This is a genomic window from Streptomyces sp. CB01580, from assembly GCF_001905795.1.
GTDB lineage: Bacteria > Actinomycetota > Actinomycetes > Streptomycetales > Streptomycetaceae > Streptomyces.
In genome coordinates, this window is the sequence record NZ_LIXJ01000027.1 from 22393 (window position 1) to 41870 (window position 19478).

The following is a 19478-nucleotide window of genomic DNA, read 5'->3' on the forward strand; positions in this document are numbered from 1 at the left end:
ATGAGCCGGGCCCGGTGTGGTCAATCACCGGGCCCGGCTCGTCGGCGCCCCTCCACTCTCTGGCTCACCGCTGACGTTCCGCTCACGTTTCGCTGACGCCCGTGGGCGTTCGTGACCGGGCATGGGCTCCTTGATCCGGGTGGACGTCTCCGTATCGCCGAGGCACGAGAGCCGCTCCGAGGCGAAGCACTCCGCCGTGACGAGGAAGACGTCACGCCCATGTTCTCCGATCCGCAGACGCGGCGGACAGTCATCGAGGAACGGCCCACGCTCCACGCCCGTCCGCGGGCGGCGGACGAACGCCGTCGAGATCGCCGGGCGATCAGGATGAGAAGTCTTCGGTGACCCGGGAATGGAATACGCAGCCTCGCAGACCCTGTTCCATCAAACCCCGCATGCTCCATGTCTCGCTGCCGAAACGGGCTCCGGTGAAGGTGGCGTCGCCGTGGAAGGACGCGCGTCCCGAGTGGGTGCCTCGGATGCAGAAATCAACGCCATCGCTGAACAACACTTCTTCGAATGTGGTTGTCCCGTGGAACTGGGCTCCGGAGAAGTCCCCGTATCTCAGGTGGCATTCACTGAGGTCGAAGTCGATCAGTGTTGCACCGGAGAGGCCCAGAGAGATGTCCTCCCAACGCATGTCCGCCGAGTGGTGCGTGTGGTCGGCGAGGATCCGTTGTGCGGTGTGCCGTACGCGCAACTCCTGGGCCTGGTCGGCGGTGAGGGCTGCCGGCCGGGCGGTCATGTCGAATGCCAGGGGTGTTCGCAGATACTCGCATATGGTGTCGGCCACTCGTTGCCTGAGCCCGGGTTCGGCGTCGCCGAGCCCTTCGAGGGCGCGCAAGCCGGACAGCCGTACCGCAGGGTCCGAATCGGCGAGCCGACGACAGTACGCGTGGGCTGCCCGATCGGGTACCAGGCGGCCCGAGCGCTCATCCTTGCTTTCGCCTTCGTCGTCGCCTGCGTGTTCGGAACTCACCGTCCAGCCGAAAGGCCAGTGCTGCTCATCGTCCGTATCGACGCCGGTAACCCGGGCGGCGGTGAGGTCGACGGAGTGGTGGTCGAGATGTACCCGACCGGAGAACGCCGCGCGCTGGAACAGCGATCCGCCACCGAATCGCGCCTTCCAGAACCAGGCGCCGTCCTCGAACCGGGCGTCCCGAAAAGACGCCTCTCCGTTGAAACGTGCTCCATCACCGCCCTCCTCCCAGGACTGGTATTCGTCCATGAGGACGTCGCACGGCCACACCGGGTCGTCCTCGTTCAGCTCTTCCCAGGGAAGCGTTCTCCTCTTCTCCACGGCCTCCCATGCCACATCGTCATCCTCGCCGATCGACTCTTCGCCACGCCCGAACCAGGCAATTTCCTGAAAACGGGCCCCGTCGAAATTCGCTCGACCATGGAATCGGGTGCGGCCGAAGACGGCCCAGCCGTCGAACCGGACCCCGGAGAAGCTGGCATCGGATGCGAAGAGCGCACATTGGAATTGCGCCTCACCAGTGAAATGCGCATCGTCGAAGACGGACTGACCGCTGAACGATGTCTCCGCGAAATAAGCCTCGCCGAAACGGCACCCGCTGAAATCGACATCCCCAAGCTCGATGCCGGAGAGATCCACCCGCAAATCCCTCGCCTTCGGAAGTCTCACGTCAGCAGGGGTTTCTGCCTCTCCTGGGTCTTCCGGCGATACGCGCAGTTGCGAGGCCAAAATCCGGAGTGCTTCGCGCCGCACCTCACGGTCCGGACATCCCTCCACCTCGGGCTCACGCAGATAGGCGCAGATCGCGTCCACCACGCTCTGGCACCAAGGGGAGCCCTCCGCAGCCAGCGCGTCCAGTTCGAGCAACGCGGAGTGGCGGGCGCCGATGTCCCGGTCCGTCAAGCGGTCGACGGCTTTGTGGTAAGCGTCGGGAAGCTGCGGTCGCGAAGCCATGAGGCCCCTCTCTGCCGGCTGGGCACTGTGCGGCCACTTTGAACGTCCCTGAGGCGCGCATCCCCGGATCGTATTCCGCACCACTGACATCGACGCCGATCAGACGGCTTGTCGATCAGGCTCCGTGTGGCCGCGACCGCCCCGACGAAGGTGGGCCGGCTCGCCACCATGTGGCGACGGAAGCGCCAATTAGTGCCGGGAGCGGCACTAGCCTCGCGCTTTCACGAGGTGAGCGGTCCAGCGTTGATCAGAAACGCGGAAATTGCTCTTGACCTGCAACGATAGGACTTGCTGAGGGTCCTGTTGGCTGCAAGGAAAAGAGCACTTTCCAGGTGAGAGCGCCTATCTCGTTGTACCCGCGTGTCCGTGTCCAGGGAGACGGTCGGCAGGTGGTCTCGCAGGCGGGTGCGGTCCTGCTGGTGGAGACGGCCCGCAAGATCGGCCTTGAGCAGGCGATAGCCGCGCGACTGGCGTCCTGGCGCAAGCCGCGGGCCGTTCACGATCCTGGGAAGGTGCTTGTGGACCTTGCTCTGGCGGTCGCGCTGGGCGGAGACTGTCTCGCGAACGTGGCGATGCTGCGGTGTGAGCCGTCCGTGTTCGGCCCGGTCGCTTCCGACGCTCGTCGAGCCGGGGCGGTTCATTCCTCACGCGGGTTCGTCGTTTCAGGAGGCGGAGGGCTCGCCGATCTCAGCCGGTGACTTACCGGGTTCTACGGGTTGACCAGTGAAAATGGTCAAATGCCACACTCCCTTGTCCCGGGTCACCGTGATGGCGTCATTCATGGACCGGCCCGCCTTGTCCTTGACTGCGAACTGGGCGCTGCCCACGTCCGGACCCATGTCGTGGCCGATCTCCAGCCGGCTGATCTTCCATCCCCGTCCGCCCTTGTCGGCGAGGATCTCCTCGGCTTCGCTCCGCGACCAGCTTTCGTCCTTCACGCCACCGATCCGGATGAGGCCGGTGGCGTCGCGCTGGTTCAGGGCGGTGACGTAGTCGTGGACGGCCTGCTGCGCGCCGTCACCGGGCGAAGCGGCAGGCTCGGCCTTGTCGTCCCCCGACGAACAGCCGGACAGGGCCAGTAACGCCAACGCGGCGGCGGCGATGTGGCGACGGTTCACGCAGGACTCCTTACTTCTTCCTGTGGGGAACGGCAGCTTGTCATGTCCGGTGGGCGTACTACCACGCCTTGGGGTGGTCGGAGAGGAGCTTCTTCAGGCTTTTGTTGTGGGTGTCGGAGGTGTGGAACGTGAGGTAGGGGATTCCGTTGTATCTCTTGGTGACGAACATCGAATGGTCGATGACGTTGTTGCGATTCCAGTCGGCCTGGAGAACGTCCGACGCAAGCAGGCTCCACACGTTGCCGAGCGGCTTCGCGCGCTTGGAGTGCTTTGTTGCGAACCAGTACCAGTTCTCGGCTCCGCCCCAGGTGTAGGACGTTATGGCGTTGGCAGGACCGTAGAACCAGTACTTGTTGCTAGTTCGCTGGATCAGGGAGCCGCCAGCAGGTTTCCAGCCGCCGGCGTACACGATCTGCGAAAGGAAGTTGGTGCAGTCGTTGCCGCTGTACGTGCGGAACGCGGAGTTGTGGTTCTTCCAGTGCTTGTCCGCGTACGCGATCATCTTGCTGTAGTTGTACAGAACTGACGCGTTGGGCTTGACGGTGCCGGAACCGGTTTCAGCGCCGCCCGACGGCGTGATGCTGGATCCACCGCCCTTACCACCCTCGTTCTCGTCTGCGGGTCCTCCCTCATCCGTCGTCTCCGGCTCCGCACCGACATCGGAGACCTGAGTGGTCGGAGTAGGGCCCCCTTCGGTGTGCGCCTTGTCCGAAGCCAGAAGCCAGGTGCCGTCCTCGGCCTTCGTGAATTCGACCGTATGAGGCACGGACAACTCCTCATACTCCGGTGCTCCGTCTTCGATCTCCTCCTGGGTGAAGGGGAGAAAGAGGCGAGTGCCCTCCATCAACTGGAGTGTGGCCTGAGGACCGTTGACGGTGACGTCGGTGACGCTCACCTCGACCTGAGCCTTGGTATAGCCACCGTCGACCTTCTCGTACCGCTCGCCCTTCGCGGCCAGTGCGGACAAGTCATCCTGCGCCTGGGTAGCCATGGTGTGCGTGGCCTTGATGTGTGCCACGGCGGTACGGAGCGTGGGCGGTCTGGTGGTGAGCATGTCGGCACGCTGCTGGAGATAGCCTTCGGCGATCTGCGCGAGCGACGCCTCAGTTGCATCCGGCAGAGACGTGTCAGGGTTGGTGACGGCGCTCGCAGGCACCTCGGCAAACGCGAGTACCGACACCGTAAAAGCAGCAGCGAAGGCGAGCCTGAGTTGTTCAGGGCGCATAAGACCTCCTGGTTACGAATTGATTGATGGCTGTCAAGCCGTAGTTGAGGAGATCGGATCCAGTCGGCACGTTCCCCCGCGGCTCTATTTCGCTGGGGAATGTCTGATTCCTAAGTGCTGTCCCGCAAATTCTGGTCGGGGTGAGATGATCTTGCCGTGGCCGGTGTGATTACGGCGTTGGAGCCGTCCTGGACAGCCGCGTTCACCGGACTGAGCCCGCGGCAGTTCGGCAAGCTGGTCACCGCACTGCGACGCGAGGGTGCCGACCCGGTCCGCAAGGGCCGGCCCCGGAAGTCTGTCGCTGGAGGACCGGGTCCCGCCGGTCACCGCGTACTGGCGCACGAACCTCACCCTGCGCCAACTGGTCCCGTTGTTCGGGGTGTCGGAGTCGGCGGCCGACCGCTCACCCTCACCGGATGACCGGGAGACAACGCTGGTCGACCACCATGTCGTAGATCATTTACGGGATGGCGTTGAGCCTGCGCGTTTCATCCGGGGTTGCGTCCGGATCACGATCGGAAAAGCGAAAGTGCCTTCTGAGCTGCAACGGTGAGGCTTGTCCAAGGTCCCAGTCGTACCAGCAGGAAGGCACTTTCTGCGTGCGCATTACCCGGTCAGCCCCGCGACCCCCAGCACATGGATCAGCCCAGACCAGCCGACGCCAACCGAAACAGCGAGGCTGGGCGACGGTCAGACTGCCTTGACGGAATCGATGAACGGGGTCCAGGCGGACGCGGGAAGGACGAGGACCGGGCCCTCGGGGCGCTTGGAGTCGCGGACGGGGACGATGCCGGGGTGGCCGTCCGCGACTTCGAGGCAGTCGCCTCCGGACGTGTTGCTGTGGCTGCTCTTGCGCCAGTGTGCGAACTCCTCGGCGACTTCGAGGCAGTCGCCTCCGGAGGAGTTGCTGTAGCTGCTCCTACGCCAGGTTGCGGCGGTCAAGTCGAGGCGGCTGCAGGCCATTTCGGTAGTCCTCTGCCGCTTCCTCGATCAGGGTGAGGGTCACCCCCGGCGGCAAGGCGGCGGCCCTCAGCAGATCGTACGACCTCCGATACTGCTTCACGAGGCCTGGATCGTCGACGGTGTGACCGTGATGCTGGCTCTCCGTGTAGAACAGCGGCGGCGCGTCCGCGAAGTCCAGAATCATGGCGTTGCCCAGCATGAGGGCGTGCGCGCCCGCGTTCCACGGAAGGACCTGTGCAAGGATCCGGCCGCGCTTGATGAGGGTGGCGATGTGGTCGAGTTGCTCGGCCATCAGCTCAGGAGACAGGATCGGCTGGCGCAGCAGGGACTCGTTCAGGATGGTCCAGTACTGCGGGGTCCGGCGGTTTGCTTCAAAGAGTTGTGCCCGCTCCAGTCGCGCGTTGACCTTGGCCTCGGTCTCCTCTGGAAGCTCTGGCAGGCGTTCGGCACAGACGACGGCCCGCGCGTACGACTTCGTCTGGAGCAGGCCCGGGAAGACGGTGGGGGACCACTGTGCGATGACCTCGGCCCGCTTCTCCGCGTCCAGTACGCGTTCGAAGTACTCCGCGTGGCCCTTGCGCCGTGCCTTGCGTACGTCTTCGCAGTGCCGCGCGAAGAAGCCGTCCGTCGCCAGTACTTGGTCCACGTGTTGGGCGAGGTCGCTGGGCATGCGGCGGTAACCGCGTTCGATCTCGCTGAGGTACGTGATGCCGTAGTAGCTGCCGTCGAGCAGCTTTTCGATGGTGAGGCCCGCCTGTTCCCGCTTGAAGCGGAGTTCGCTTCCGTAGAACTGCGGGACGCCTTCGGAGCCGTCGATTTCCTTGCGCGTAGCCACGGTTGACCACCTTTCGCGCCGTGCCGAGTGGAGCGGAAAACCTCTTCACGGTAGAGGCCATCGCAGCAGCGTGTGAGGGGTTCGTCACAATGTGCTGCGGATGGTTGACGGTGCGCGGCTCGATCTGCTGGGCGACCGAACGTGTCGGGCGTGGTACGTTCTGTGACCTCAAACTCAATAAGGTGACCCCGGCGGCGCGGCAACGCCCCGGGGCCTGGCACAAGGAGAAGAAGCTCCTCATGCAGATTCATCGTAGCCGCCATACGTGCGGTTTCACGGTCCTGCCCAACGCGTTGTTGCAGGACCGGCGGTTGTCGTACACCGCCCGTGGCCTTCTTGTCGATCTTCTTTCCCGTCCGGACGGCTGGTCCGAGGACGGTCGGCGCATGGCCGACACGAGTCCGCAGGGTCGGCTGGCCGTGGCGAAGGCGCTGCGGGAGCTGGCGTCATTCGGGTACTACCGAGTCCTCAAAGTGCGCCGCGAAGACGGGACTTTCGTCAGCGAGTCCCATGTCTACGACACCCCGCAGCAGCCCGTCCCTGGTTCTGGTTCGGGCCTTGCCTGCCAGGTCGTACCGGGTATCAACCGTCCGGGTTCCGGTGAGCCGACCTCCGGTGGGCCTGGCGCCAACCCCGTAAAGGACTGTGGGAAAGAACCCTCCCTCCCCGGTCGACGCCGGAGTCGACGTCGCCGTCGGAGCCGGAGTCGGAGTCGGCGGCAGGGTACGGGCGAGCTGCCGGAGACGCCCGCAGCGTCGACGCCTCCCACGGCGCCGGAGACCTTCGGGACCGGAGCCGGAGTCGGAGCCGAGGCCGGGACCGGGACCGGAGACGGCCGGGGGAGCGTTGATCCGTTTACCGCCGAGGCGCATGGTGTGGCTGCTGCCACGCTGTTCCGGGTGATCGGCCCGGAACCGCGCCTGCGGCTCGGTGCGGTCGAGGCGCTCGCGCTCGCGCCGTTGGTCTCCGCCTGGCTGGAACGCGGTTACGGCCACCGCGACCTGGCCGGGGCCCTGTTGGGCGGGCTGCCCGCCCGTATCCACTCCGCTGCCGCGCTCCTGCGCGACCGCCTGACCCGCAAACTGCCCCCGCCGCCCGAGCCTTCGTTCCCCGGGTACGCACCACCCGAGCCCCCGCCCGGCACCGGCCTGCCCCGCTGGGCCGAGTGCGACGAGTGCCGCCGCCCGGTCCCGGACAAGGGCCTCTGCCGCGACTGCGTGGCCCCGGCCGCCGGGCCCGACGGCCCCCGCCCCGACAATCCCCGCCCCGACGACGACACCGCCATCCGCGCCCGCACCGCCGCCCGAGGCCGCGCCCTGGTACGCGCCGCACTGCGGACGCCGGAGCACGCGGAGCTGCCCGCCGTCGGTGGGGCCTGACCGCGACCGTCACGCACACATGGCCGGATGCAGGGGCCGGGGCCACCACGAGCCTGGCATCCAACAGGAGTTGGCGCGCAGGGTGGCGGTGGTGCCTTGGCGTGGACGGCCGAGGTCAGGGCGCCTGTGGCCCACAGCAGGTTGTAGGTGGTCCCCCACAGGGCCAGCCAGGGGGCGTTGGCCTGGAAGCTCGCAAAACTCGCCACGTGAGGCACGCTTTAAGGAAAAGTATGGCCGAATCCCTTGCAGCTATTGGTCACAGCTTGAGCGTGTTCATACATTGCGGGTCGCTCGTGTCGATCAGGTGAAGGAGAGACATGAAGTCTCTACACAGACGCCGCATAGCGACCGTGGCCGTGGGTGCGGCCACTGCTCTCGGCGTCATCGCCTCTCCCGCTCAAGCTGCCAGCTGGTCCAGCTCGTTGTCGAACGCCGGTCCGGGCTACGAGTCCCGTCGCTGGTACGACTCCGGCGGCACCACCACGATCAAGTTCACCGGGTGCCGTGACAACGGTGGTAACAAAGTGGTGAACGTCCTTCTCCGCAAGGACACCGTCGGGCCGGACCCGTCCTACGTGAACGCCGCGTTCACGAAGTGCTTCGAAAGTGGGTCCTCCACCTCTACCGGCAACTGGGATGACCACGGCTCCGGTGACTACTACTTTGCCGTGAACGTGGGCGCTTCCAGCCTGAACGTCTGGGTAAATTCGCTGACTGTCTCATACTGATCGCACGTCGTCCTTGAGTCGCCCCCCGCTGAGAAGGGGGCGACTCAAGGGCCCCTCTTTTCTGCCGATGAGGTCCCCGAGATGCCCTTGCGCTACCAGTCCTGCACCTTCCGATACGCGCGCCGTTCGCGCCCTGTGCTGGACGGACTCGATCTGAACTTCTCACAGGGCCATACCGTCCTTCTTGGGCCGAACGGCGCGGGAAAGAGCACGTTACTCACCCTTGGTGCGGGTGTGGAGCTTCCGAAATCTGGATCTGTGCGATATGGCCGCCTCGATCCAGCCAATCGCAGGCATCTACGGGACTATCGACGCAGGATCTCTTGGCTTCCCCAACGCCCCAGTTTTCTTCCCGGGCTGACATGCCGGGAGCACGTTGCCTATGTCGGCTGGCTCAAGGGCATGGGGGAGCGTGACGCCTGGCACGCCGCTCCAGCGACCCTTGAGCGGGTCGGGCTCATCGAAAAGATTGACAACAAGATCAAGACGCTGTCGGGCGGACAGCAACAGCGGGTTGCCATCGCACAAGCACTCGTTCACGACGCTGAACTTCTGCTCCTCGACGAGCCCACCGTGGGTCTGGACCCTCACCAGCGTCGCCGGTTCCTGGACTTGCTGATCTCGCTTCGCGGGTCGGTCAACGTGATCGTTTCGACCCACGACATCGGCGATCTCGACAAGGCGTTCGACGAAGTCGTGGTCCTGGAATCCGGGCAGTGCCGTTTTCGCGGGACGGTTGAACAGTTCGCCTCACACGCCGAACCCGATCACGCGCCGGGCCACCAGCTGGTAAGTGCGTACTCGACGCTGCTCGGGGTGACGGAGTGAGGGTCACCCTGGCGAATCTGCGTGCCTCGTCGGCACCCTGGCTTGCCATCCCCATCCTGCTCTACGCCGGGTTGTACATCACCGACGCCTCTCACACCGTCCCGTCCGAGTACGGCGTGGAGTCGGGTGAACTTGCTGGCTACGGCATGGCTGTAATCGCCCCCGCCATAGCCGGTGCCGCCGCATGGGAAGCCGGCCGCCACCGTCTGGCCGAAGCGCTGCGCGCAGCCAGCACACGCAGCTCTCTGCGCAAACTGATCCAGGCCACCACGCCCGCCCTGATACTCCTCCTGATTCTCGTCGCCGGAGCCCTTGTTCTGGCTCGTAGCGAGGTCGGAGTCTGGCCGGGAGGCGCAGGCTGGCTGGCTGTTGCGCACCTGGTTGTGCTTCCTCTCGCCTGGCTGGCCATCGGCTGGTCGTTCGGGCTGATCATGCCCAGAAGCATTGCCGCGCCCATCGTCAGCATCGGCTGCTGGGCATGGCTTTCCATGCCACATGCGACGTCCAACGCGACCGTGCGGCATCTCGGAGGATTCATCGACGGAGCTTCGACGGTGACCGACCTACGCAGCCCTGCCGCGTATCTCGTCCCGTGGCTGGTCGCTGCCGGGTTCGCGGTCGCTGCCCTCCTCCTTGCCCGGGTGCGGAAGCGCCCCGTCACGAGCGTGGTCGGGAGCGTCCTGGTCGCTTCCATCACGTTCACCAGTGGTCTGGCTCTGGTGGACGATTGGGGTTTCCACTCGCCCACACGGGCCCGCACTGTCGCCTTGGTGTGCGTCGGTGACGCACCGAAGGTATGCGTGCCGCCGGAATACGAGCCCTACGCGGCGACACTTCACCGAGACGCGCTCGCTCCGATCAGCCGACTGAAGACTGCCGGACTGGAGCCCCCTGAGGAACTGCGCATCGCCTCCGCGAAGCAGCCCCTGCCGAAAGGAACGTGGCCCCTCCACTGGTCACTTCCTTCTCCCGGTGCTGAAGGCGATGTCCGCAGTCAGTACGCGGTTGACCTGGCAGAGTCCGCGGTGACAGGTGTTGCTGAGGCCCACGGCGTACACGATTGCCGGCAACCGGGCTCTCTCACCGCCGCGTGGGCCGCCTTGGTGATCGGAGTGGACGAACTATCGATGAAGCAGGCAATGCTTGAGGCTGACTGGGCAGCCATCCAGAAGATCAGGAAGCTGCCCCCCGCTGAGCAGGCCGACTGGTTCACCCGTAACGTGACCGCGCAATCTCACTGCGGGACCGTGATCCCGTGAGGCTTTACACGATCACCGTGCGCCGTTGGTGGGCCGTCCTCGTGGCGATCAGTGCTCTCGTCGTGGTCTGCTGGTCGCTCGGGACCACTGAAGTGCCAGTCCCGAGTCTGATCGGCGGCATGACGGGGGCGCGCCTCGCGTACTTCACTCCGCTCTTCGTCGTCGTAGCCACGTTGTACTGCCTCGAAAGACGGCTCAACCACGTGGAGAGTGCGGCGGTGGTCAAAATCGCCCGCCTCGACCTCGGCGCCGTACTGCTCGTTGTAGTCCTCACCCATGCCGCCGGGTTGATAGTGGGAATGGACATTGCACGCAATGTAACTCTCCTCCTTTCCTTGGCCCTTCTCGTCCGGTGGTTCACGAACGAGGCTGCCGCCGCGACCGCAGGACTGATGTGCTTGATCGCCAGTCTTATGCTCGGCCGCACCTACCAACCCAGTGGCGAGGCGGGCCACGCATGGTGGGCTCTGCCGCTCTATCCGGCCGACAGCTTTGTGGCATGGCTCGCCGCCACTGCTTCCTTGGCCGTCGTTACAGGTTTGGGTCTGGCAAGACGTTCTCGCTAGGCGAGTGAAGTGCGAAACGCTGAGGGCCACACCGACGTTTCGGTGTGGCCCTCAGCGTCGCGGGATGGTCGGCTTCGGCTGCCGTTCTTCGGCAGCCGACCCCGGAATTCGCGGCCAGCGCACCCATCTCGTGCCGCATCAGGAAACGTTCGCCCTGCTCACGACCTCGCGAAGGCGTTCGTCGGCGGCGTGCTTGTTCCGCCGGATGATGTAGCGGCGGATCACGCTGTCCTGGAAGCCGGGGCAGGCGGTGCTGGACCTCGGATGCGGGTCCGGGGGGAACGCGGCTCATCTCGCCACCCTCGGTATGCGGGCGGTGGGGGTTGACCTCTCTTCCGGGCAACTCCGGAAGGCCCGCGACTGGTGGGGCGACGCAGGGGGCATGGAACTGCACCAGGGTGACGCCCTTGAGCACCTGGCGGGGACGCGCACGGTCTTCGACGCGGTCTACAGCGTGTTCGGCGCAGCCTGGTTCTGCGATCCGGGCCTGATGCTTCCGGCCGTCCACGCCGGTCTTCGTCCCGGCGGCGTCTTCGCCGTGTCCCAGCGGCCACCTGTGGAAGGCTGCTACGGCTGCCAGGCTTCCTACATCTCACGTGGTCCCGACGAGGATCCCGCGATCGTCAAGCGTTGGGACTACGAACTCGACGTGTGGTCCGCCCTCCTCAAGGAATACGGGTTCCTCGATGTGACGGCGATGGTTCTTCCGGCCCCCGAGGACGACAAGCGCACGGTGGGCACACTTCTGATCCGAGCCGTCCGTGCCGGTGAGTGACCTCGAACCGTCCGGGCATCACGGGTAGTTGAAGTGACGGCAACCAGGCGGTTCGCCGTGGAGGACGGCAGGGCCCCGCCCCGCGAACGGCGTCGTCTCGCGCCCGTGTTCGCGCCGTGGTGTGTGGATCGGGAAACCCTTTCACGGAGGGAGGTGGTGCGGCAGTGTGTGAAGGGTTCGTCACAGTGAGCAACGAAAGGTGGGCGACTCCTCATGGACAGCCCGCACCACACGCCCCCGCACGAGGCGGTCGGTTACGACATCGACGCGGACGTCCGCGCCCTGCGCGGGGCCCTCGCGGCGCACGGCATCACCTTGCCGTCCCTCGGCGTCGATCCGTTGACCCTCGCCGGGGGTGCGGGACAGCCGCAGCTCGTCGCGCTCGGCAACTGCAACGCGGCGACCGCGCGTCGGCTGGCCGACGTCCTGCGTGCGACGGCCGCAGCGTGACCGCCGAGCCGTTCGAGTCGTTCGAGTCGTTCGAGCCGTTCGCGCTGGAACTGATCGCCGTGCCGAAGGCCGTACCGCAGGTGCGGCAGATACTGCGCGACTGGTGCGGTCAGGTGGACGCGCTCCATCTGCTGCTCTGCGTCAGCGAGTTGCTGGCCAATGTGATCGTGCACCTCGGCGAGGGCACGCCGGTCGGTCTTCGCGTCACCGGTACGGACTGCGGTCATGTCCGCGTGGAGCTGAGCGATCCGGAGCCGGGGGTGTGGCCCACGCCCCGGGCCGCGGGCATCGAGGACGAGTCGGGGCGGGGGCTCGCGCTCGTCGGGGCGCTGGCGTCGCGGTGGGGCGTGGAGCAGGGCGTGCGCGGCAAGACGGTGTGGTGCGAGCTGCCCGCGCCCGACGGGTGGGGGCAGCCGGAGGGCGAACCGGCCGCCCCGGGCGGCAGAACGGAAGCGGGTGCCGTGCCCGGCGCCGGGTGACGGCGGGTACGGCACACCCGGGTCGGCGCTGCCGTGTGGTCGGCCGTTGCCGGGTTGTCGGCATCAGGACATCGCGTGACGGGTCGCTGTGACAGCACGGGAGGCAGATCACGGATCCCGCTGCTCGCGTGCGGGGCGGCGAGGGGCGGCGAGGGGCGGCGTACGGGCGGGCTGTCGAACGATCGGCGCGGGGCAGGGGGGCGCCGAACGGTCAGCGAGGCGGCAGCGGCGGGCGCCGCCGGTCCGGGACCGTGTCGTACGTCGGCGGGGTCGCCGCCGGATGGGCGGCCAGCAGGTCCAGGGCCACCCGTACCGCGTCGTCCAGCACCGCGTACCGGCCCTCGGCCCAGTCGAGCGGGGTGCGCAGGGCCTCCACGTCCGGCTCGACGCCGTAGTTCTCGACCGACCAGCCGTACGTGTCGAACCAGGCCGCGTTCATCGGCACCGTGATCACCGTGCCGTCGCCCAGCCGGTGACGGCCGGTCATGCCGACCACGCCGCCCCACGTCCGCTGGCCCACCACCGGCCCCAGCTTCAGCAGCCGGAACGCGGCGGTGATCATGTCGCCGTCGGAGGCCGTCGCCTCGTCGGCCAGCGCCACCACCGGGCCGCGCGGGGCGGTGGAGGCGTACGAGACGGGCTGGGCGTCGCGGGTCAGGTCCCAGCCGAGGATCGTCCGGGTCAGCTTCTCGACCACCAACTCGCTGATGTTGCCGCCCGCGTTGCCGCGTACGTCCACGATCAGCGCCGGACGGGACATCTCCATGCGCAGGTCCCGGTTGAACTGGGCCCAGCCGGAGCCGCCCATGTCCGGGATGTGCAGGTAGCCGCACTTGCCGCCGCTCAACTCCCTCACGACCTCACGGCGTTTGGCCACCCAGTCCTGGTAGCGCAGGGGGCGTTCGTCGACCAGTGGGACGACCGCGACGCGGCGGGGGCGGCCCCCGTCGGCCTCCGGCGGCCTGAAGGTGAGTTCGACGGTGGTGCCGCCCGCCGCCGCCAGCAGCGGGTACGGGCCCGCCACCGGGTCGACCGGGCGGCCGTCGACGTGGGTGAGGACCGCGCCCGCCCGGATGCCCGTACCGGCCAGTGGGGAACGGGCCTTGGAGTCGGAGGAGTCGCCGGGCAGGATGCGCCGGATCGTCCAGTCGCCGTCCCGGCACACCAGGTTGGCGCCGAGCAGGCCGATGGCCCGCTGGTAGTGCGGCGGGCCCTCGTTGCGGCGGGACGGTGTCACGTACGCGTGCGAGGTGCCGAGTTCGCCCAGGACCTCCCGCAGCAGATCCGCGAACTCGTCGGGGGAGGCGACCCGTTCGACCAGCGGACGGTACTGGTCGAGGACCCCGTCCCAGTCGATGCCGGACATCCCCGGGTCCCAGAAGTACGCGCGGATGATGCGCCCGGCCTCCGCGTACGCCTGCCGCCACTCCGCCGCCGGGTCGACCTCGTGCAGGATGCGGCGCAGGTCGAGGTAGACGGTGGTGTCGCTGTCGGCGATCTCGGTGGCGGGCACGGCGCGCAGCTCGCCCTCGTCCATGACGACCAGCCGGGTGGCGTCGCCGCTGACCGCGAACCAGTCGAGATGGCCGACGAGTTCGGTCTTGCGGGCCCGGGAGATGTTGAAGTGCTCCAGCGTGGGCCGGCCGGACATGTCCGCCGGGTTGGCGAACGTCTCGCCGAGCGCGCCCGAGATCGGCCAGCGCAGCCAGACCAGCCCGCCGCCGCTCACCGGGCGCAGCCCCGAGTACTTCGACGCGGACACCGGGAACGGCGTCACCCGGTTCTCCAGCCCCTCGAACTCGACGCTGACCGTCGACGGTCCCGACAGTTCCTCGCCCGTGGCGGGGGCGGTCGCCTGGACGTCGTCGACCGGGTCGAGCCCGCCCGCCGCCGGGCGGCCCTCGGGGGAGAGGGCGAAGGGGGAGGGGGTGGCGGAGGAGAGCGGCACCAGGTACGGGCGGCAGCCCAGCGGGAACGACAGGTCGCCGGTGTGCACGTCGTAGACCGGGTCGAAGCCGCGCCAGGAGAGGAACGCGAGATAGCGGCCGTCGCCCGTGAAGACCGGGTTCTCGTCCTCGAAGCGGCCGTTGGTGACGTCGACGATCACCGGGGAGCCGGTGCCGAGGATGCGGGCCAGTTTGATCTGCCGCAGCGACCGCCCGATGCCGGGGTGCGACCAGGTCAGCCAGGCGCCGTCCGGGGAGAACGCCAGGTCGCGGACCGGGCCGTTGACGGAGCGGATCAGCTCGGTCGGTTCGCCGGTGGCCGTCTCCTCGTCGGTGTCCAGGAGCAGCAGGCGTCCGTCGTGCGTGGCGATCGCCAGGCGTTCGCCGTCCGGGTCGGCGATCAGTTCGTGGACCCGGCCGATCCGCCCGGACGCCAGCCGGCGCGGCGGACGGTCGCCGCTGGCGCGCGGCAGGTAGGCGATCTCGATCGCGTCCGCGCCGTCCGCGTCCGTGACATAGGCGACCTGGCCGCCGCTGCCGAGCATCTCGGGCAGCCGGACCCGGACGCCCGGGGTGTCGGCGATGGTGCGGGCCGGGCCGTCGCGGTGGGTGAGCCAGTACAGGCTGCCGCGTACGGCGACGGCGCTGGCCCGGCCCGTCTCGTCGACGGACAGCGAGGCGATGTTGCTGGCGGCCGAGACCTGGTGCGTACGGCGCCCGGCGCGCGGCCCGCCGAGGCGCACCTCCAGCTTGCGGGGGACGGCGTCCGGCGACGCGAGGTCGTCGACCAGCCATACGTCGCCCGCGCACTGGTACACGACCCGTCGGCCGTCGCTGGAGGCGTGCCGGGCGTAGAAGGCGTCGTGGTCGGTGTGGCGGCGCAGGTCGCTGCCGTCGGGGCGGCAGGAGTACAGGTTGCCGACGCCCTCGTGGTCGGAGAGGAACGCGATCCGCCCGGCGACGAACATGGGCGAGTCGAGGTGGCCGCCGATGTCCGGGAGCAGCCGCTTGCCGTGCAGCCAGAGCCGTCCGGTGGCGCCGCCCCGGTACCGCTTCCAGGAGGCCGGTTCGTGCGGCGGCGTGCCGGTCAGGAGCAGGGTGCGGCGCTCGCCGTCGACATCGGCGACCGTGATGGCGGAGACCGGGCCCCAGGGCAGTTTGCCGCCGGGGCTGCCGTCGGTGGGGAGGGTGTAGGCCCAGGAGAGGTGCGACAGGGGCTGGTTGTGCGAGGAGACGGCGAGGATCTGCGCGGTGTCGTCCGGATCCGGGGTCCAGCCGCAGACCTGCGCGTCCGTCGAGCCCCAGTAGGTGAGCCGGCGGGCCGGGCCGCCCTCGACCGGTACGAGATGGATCTCGGGGTCGAGGCTGCGCCAGGTGGTGTACGCGATGCGGGTCCCGTCGGGGGAGAACCGCGGGTGGCCGATCCGGGTGCGGTCGACGGTCAGCCGCCAGGCCCGTTCGGGGCGCTGTCCCTCCGGGGCGAGGGGGGCGACCCAGAGGTCGTCCTCGGCCGCGAAGCAGATCAGATCGTCGTGGAGGTGCGGGAAACGGAGATACGCGGCGTCGTCACTCACCTCTCCATGCTTTCCGCGCGGAAGGGGCCCGGCAACTCGTGATCCCGGGGGATGCCGGGCGGCCATGGTGCGGTGGCCATGGTGCGACGGCCGTGGTGCGGTGGCCGGCGTGCGGCCTTGTGGCGCGGCGGCTGCGGTTCGGTGGCCGGGGCGCGACGGCCGTGGTGCGGTCTGTGGTGCGGAACACAAGCGAAACGGTGTGGTTTCGCTCGGCGGGCGCGCTAGCGTATGTGTACGAAACAGTTTCGTTCGATTGTCTGCCGCTCGAACCGCGGGGCAATGGGAAACGGGAGGTCGGTACCGTGGCGCGCACCCGGCTCACACCTGAGCGTGAGAGCGAGTTGTACACCGCCGTGCTGGACCTGCTCCGCGAGGTCGGCTACGACGCCCTGACCATGGACGCCGTCGCCGCCCGTACCCGGTCCAGCAAGGCCACCCTCTACCGCCAGTGGGGGAGCAAGCCCCAGCTGGTCGTCAGGGCCCTGCGGCACGACAAGCCGGTGGCCCTCGCCGGGGCCGACACCGGTTCGCTGCGCGGCGACTTCCATGCCGCGCTGGACCTCGTCGACACCTGTCAGATGGAGAAGGACTCCGCGCTGATGCGGGGTCTGGCCCATGCCGCCCACGGCAATCCCGACCTGCTCCAGGCCATGCGCGAGCTGCTGATCGATCCGGAGATGACCGGCCTGGAAACGATGCTGCGCAGAGCCGTGGACCGGGGCGAGGTGCGTGCGGACCACCCGGCGTTGAAGTACGTGCCGCACATGCTGATCGGTGCCTACACGACCCGGTGGCTGGTCGAGGACCGTGCCGTCGACCGCGCGTACGTCATCGACTACGTCGACTCCGTGATCCTTCCGGCCCTCGGAGTCTGACCGTCCCGTCCGTCCCGTCCGTCCCGTCCGTCCTGTCCGTCCGATCCATCCACCACCCCCGCCTCTCCCGCATTCCCTCGTTCCGCCCGCTTCCCCCTGCGTATCCGTACGGTCGCGTCCCCCTCGTACTCGTACGACCGCACCCTTCCCTTCCCTCCGCAGCACCGAGTCTCTCCGTAGCACCGAGCCCCACCTGACACGCCGCTCTCGTCGTCGGGCTGGTCCCCCATGCCCATTCCCACCCATACGACCTGACCGGGAGTACGCCCTCGTGGCCACATTCCTCTACAAGCTCGGACGGTTCGCCTTCCGGCGCCGCCGGTTCGTCGCCCTGATCTGGGTGGCGCTGCTCGCACTCGCCGGGTTCGGCGCGGCCTCCGCGTCCACCGCCGCCTCCAGCTCCTTCTCCATCCCCGGAACGGAGGCGCAGCGCGCCTTCGACCTGCTGGAACAGCGCTTCCCCGGAGTCAGCGCCGACGGCGCGACCGCCCGGGTCGTCTTCAAGGCCCCCGAGGGCCAGAAGATGACCGACCCGGAGAACAAGGCCCGGGTGACCAAGACCGTCAGTGGTCTGAAGTCCGGCTCGGACCAGGTCGCCTCGGTCGCCGACCCGTACACCGTCGGCGCCGTCAGCAAGGACGGCTCCACGGCCTACGTCGCGGTGTCCTACAAGGTCAGCGCGATGGAGCTGACCGACGAGACCCGGGACGCCCTGAAGGACGCGGGCCACGCGGCGCAGAAGGGCGGGCTGACGGTGGAGATCGGCGGTGACGCGCTCCTGGTGATCCCGGAGACCGGTGCCACGGAGGTCATCGGTGTCGCGGTCGCCGCTGTGGTGCTGGTCATCACCTTCGGGTCACTGGTCGCCGCCGGGCTGCCGCTGCTCACCGCCCTGATCGGGGTCGGCATCGGCGTCTCGACGATCACGGCGCTGGCCAACCCGCTCGGACTCGACTCCACCACCTCCATCCTCGCGATGATGATCGGCCTCGCGGTCGGCATCGACTACGCGTTGTTCATCGTCTCCCGCTACCGCGCCGAGCTGGCCGAGGGCCGGGAGCGCGAGGAGGCGGCCGGGCGGGCCGTCGGAACGGCCGGTTCCGCGGTGGTCTTCGCGGGTCTCACCGTGGTCATCGCGCTGGTCGGCCTCGCGGTCGTGAACATCCCGATCCTGACGAAGATGGGCTTCGCCGCGGCCGGCACGGTCGTGATCGCGGTCCTCGTGGCGCTCACCCTGGTGCCGGCGATGATGGGCTTCGCGGGCAAGCGGGTCATGGGACGCAAGGCGCGCAAGGCCGCCGACGCGTCCGCCCCGGCCGAGGCCAAGCCGAACATGGGGACCCGCTGGGCCCGGTTCGTGCTGCGCAAACCGGTGTGGGTGCTGCTGGCCGGGGTCATCGGCCTCGGCGTCGTCGCCGTACCGGCCACGTCCCTGGAGATGGGCCTGCCCGACGATGGCTCCCAGCCCACCAGCAGTACCCAGCGGCGCGCCTACGACCTGCTCTCGGACGGCTTCGGCCCCGGCTTCAACGGGCCGCTGCTGGTCGTCGTCGACACCGCGGACAGCTCCGACGGCAAGACCGCGGTCAAGCAGGTCACCGACGAGATCTCCGGCATCCGGGGCGTCGCCGCGGTCACCCCGGCCCAGTTCAACAAGGCCGGCGACACCGCGATGATCACCGTCGTCCCGAAGGACCGCCCGAGCTCCACCGAGACCGAGGACGTGGTCCACGCGATCCGTGACGCGGGTGCGGACATCACGTCCGACACCGGTGCGAAGGTCCTGGTCACCGGCGCCACGGCGATGAACATCGACTTCTCGCAGAAGATGAACGACGCGCTGCTGCCCTACCTGGCGCTCGTGGTCGGCCTGGCCTTCCTGCTGCTGATGCTGGTCTTCCGGTCGGTGCTGGTGCCGCTGAAGGCGGCCCTCGGCTTCCTGCTCTCGGTGGTCGCCGCCCTGGGCGCGGTCGTCGCGGTCTTCCAGTGGGGCTGGCTCGGCTCGCTCTTCGGCGTGGAACAGACCGGCCCGATCATGTCCATGATGCCGATCTTCATGGTGGGTGTGGTCTTCGGTCTCGCGATGGACTACGAGGTCTTCCTCGTCACCCGGATGCGTGAGGCGTACGTCCACGGTGAGAAGCCCGGCGAGGCGATCGTCACCGGATTCCGCCACGGCGCCCGGGTCGTCACGGCCGCCGCCGTGATCATGATGGCGGTCTTCGCGGGCTTCATCGGTTCCACCGAGCAGATGGTGAAGATGATCGGCTTCTCGCTCGCCATCGCCGTCTTCTTCGACGCGTTCGTGGTCCGGATGGCGATCGTTCCCGCGGTCCTGGCGCTGCTCGGCGACCGTGCCTGGTCGCTGCCGCGTTGGCTGGACCGGCTGCTGCCGAACGTGGACGTCGAGGGCGAGGGGCTGCGCAAGCAGCTCGGCGACGCCCCGGACCCGGAGGACGGTTCCGGCCACGGTGGCCGGGGCGGCGGCGCGGAGGGGGAGCGCGAGCTGAGCCGGGTCTGAGCCGGAACCGGGCGCGGGCGGCCG

The 19478-nt window shown here is 68.2% G+C and carries 16 protein-coding genes and 3 pseudogenes; 12 read left to right on the forward strand and 7 right to left on the reverse strand.

Annotated elements, in window-relative coordinates; all coding sequences use genetic code 11:
• Positions 1-322: 322 nt before the first annotated feature.
• Positions 323-1933, reverse strand: coding sequence for a pentapeptide repeat-containing protein (locus AMK22_RS29265; protein ID WP_073789956.1), 1611 nt, complete (start codon positions 1931-1933; stop codon positions 323-325).
• Positions 1934-2265: 332 nt separating this feature from the next.
• On the opposite strand from AMK22_RS29265, the pseudogene AMK22_RS29270 reads away from it, so the two are divergent.
• Positions 2266-2550 (forward strand): annotated as a pseudogene (locus AMK22_RS29270) (transposase); the annotation flags it as partial.
• Between the two features lie 45 nt (positions 2551-2595).
• On the opposite strand, the gene AMK22_RS29275 reads toward AMK22_RS29270, so the two are convergent.
• Positions 2596-3051, reverse strand: a complete 456-nt coding sequence (locus AMK22_RS29275) for a hypothetical protein (RefSeq protein ID WP_073789958.1) — start codon at positions 3049-3051, stop codon at positions 2596-2598.
• Between the two features lie 58 nt (positions 3052-3109).
• Positions 3110-4276 carry an amidase domain-containing protein gene (locus AMK22_RS29280; RefSeq protein ID WP_079186455.1) on the reverse strand — a complete coding sequence of 389 codons (1167 nt, stop codon included), beginning with the start codon at positions 4274-4276 and terminating at the stop codon, positions 3110-3112.
• Between the two features lie 156 nt (positions 4277-4432).
• Here AMK22_RS29280 and AMK22_RS29285 point away from each other — a divergent pair.
• Positions 4433-4679, forward strand: a pseudogene (locus AMK22_RS29285) (transposase family protein); the annotation flags it as partial.
• A 287-nt stretch (positions 4680-4966) separates the two neighbouring features.
• Here AMK22_RS29285 and AMK22_RS29290 read toward each other — a convergent pair.
• A complete protein-coding gene (locus AMK22_RS29290; RefSeq protein ID WP_073789961.1) occupies positions 4967-5239 on the reverse strand; it encodes a DUF397 domain-containing protein in 273 nt (90 codons plus the stop codon).
• Positions 5196-6074, reverse strand: coding sequence for a DUF5753 domain-containing protein (locus AMK22_RS29295; RefSeq protein ID WP_073789963.1), 879 nt, complete (start codon positions 6072-6074; stop codon positions 5196-5198). The genes AMK22_RS29290 and AMK22_RS29295 overlap by 44 nt, the downstream gene beginning before the upstream one ends.
• 875 nt (positions 6075-6949) lie before the next feature.
• Here AMK22_RS29295 and AMK22_RS38670 point away from each other — a divergent pair.
• The 5 genes from AMK22_RS38670 (at position 6950) to AMK22_RS29320 (ending at position 10834) form a co-directional block, all read left to right on the forward strand.
• The gene (locus tag AMK22_RS38670; protein ID WP_107430661.1) at positions 6950-7453 is read left to right on the forward strand and encodes a hypothetical protein; all 504 of its coding nucleotides are present in this window, start codon (positions 6950-6952) and stop codon (positions 7451-7453) included.
• A gap of 317 nt (positions 7454-7770) precedes the next feature.
• Positions 7771-8181 carry a hypothetical protein gene (locus AMK22_RS29305; RefSeq protein ID WP_143203603.1) on the forward strand — a complete coding sequence of 137 codons (411 nt, stop codon included), beginning with the start codon at positions 7771-7773 and terminating at the stop codon, positions 8179-8181.
• An 81-nt stretch (positions 8182-8262) separates the two neighbouring features.
• Positions 8263-9009, forward strand: coding sequence for an ABC transporter ATP-binding protein (locus AMK22_RS29310; protein ID WP_073789966.1), 747 nt, complete (start codon positions 8263-8265; stop codon positions 9007-9009).
• On the forward strand, positions 9006-10268 hold the full coding sequence (locus tag AMK22_RS29315; protein ID WP_073789968.1) for a DUF7224 domain-containing protein: 1263 nt from the start codon (positions 9006-9008) through the stop codon (positions 10266-10268). Before AMK22_RS29310 ends, AMK22_RS29315 begins: the two co-directional genes overlap by 4 nt.
• Entirely contained in the window at positions 10265-10834 is a 570-nt protein-coding gene (locus AMK22_RS29320; RefSeq protein ID WP_073789969.1) for a hypothetical protein, read from the forward strand. The genes AMK22_RS29315 and AMK22_RS29320 overlap by 4 nt, the downstream gene beginning before the upstream one ends.
• A gap of 138 nt (positions 10835-10972) precedes the next feature.
• Here the strand turns inward: AMK22_RS29320 and AMK22_RS42125 are convergent.
• Positions 10973-11068 (reverse strand): annotated as a pseudogene (locus tag AMK22_RS42125) (transposase); the annotation flags it as partial.
• A gap of 16 nt (positions 11069-11084) precedes the next feature.
• On the opposite strand from AMK22_RS42125, the gene AMK22_RS29325 reads away from it, so the two are divergent.
• From AMK22_RS29325 to AMK22_RS29335, 3 genes are all read left to right on the forward strand, one after another.
• Entirely contained in the window at positions 11085-11609 is a 525-nt protein-coding gene (locus AMK22_RS29325) for a class I SAM-dependent methyltransferase (RefSeq protein WP_242434173.1), read from the forward strand.
• 213 nt (positions 11610-11822) lie between these two features.
• Positions 11823-12059, forward strand: coding sequence for a hypothetical protein (locus tag AMK22_RS29330; protein ID WP_073789971.1), 237 nt, complete (start codon positions 11823-11825; stop codon positions 12057-12059).
• Positions 12056-12538 (forward strand): ATP-binding protein, encoded by a 483-nt coding sequence (locus AMK22_RS29335; RefSeq protein WP_242434174.1) that lies wholly within the window; start codon positions 12056-12058, stop codon positions 12536-12538. Before AMK22_RS29330 ends, AMK22_RS29335 begins: the two co-directional genes overlap by 4 nt.
• 211 nt (positions 12539-12749) lie before the next feature.
• Here AMK22_RS29335 and AMK22_RS29340 read toward each other — a convergent pair whose 3' ends face one another.
• Entirely contained in the window at positions 12750-16058 is a 3309-nt protein-coding gene (locus AMK22_RS29340; RefSeq protein ID WP_073789973.1) for a S41 family peptidase, read from the reverse strand.
• A 302-nt stretch (positions 16059-16360) separates the two neighbouring features.
• Between AMK22_RS29340 and AMK22_RS29345 the strand changes: the two genes are divergently transcribed.
• Positions 16361-16933 (forward strand): TetR/AcrR family transcriptional regulator, encoded by a 573-nt coding sequence (locus AMK22_RS29345; RefSeq protein WP_073789975.1) that lies wholly within the window; start codon positions 16361-16363, stop codon positions 16931-16933.
• Between the two features lie 271 nt (positions 16934-17204).
• On the forward strand, positions 17205-19454 hold the full coding sequence (locus AMK22_RS29350) for an MMPL family transporter (protein ID WP_073789977.1): 2250 nt from the start codon (positions 17205-17207) through the stop codon (positions 19452-19454).
• Positions 19455-19478 lie beyond the last annotated feature (24 nt).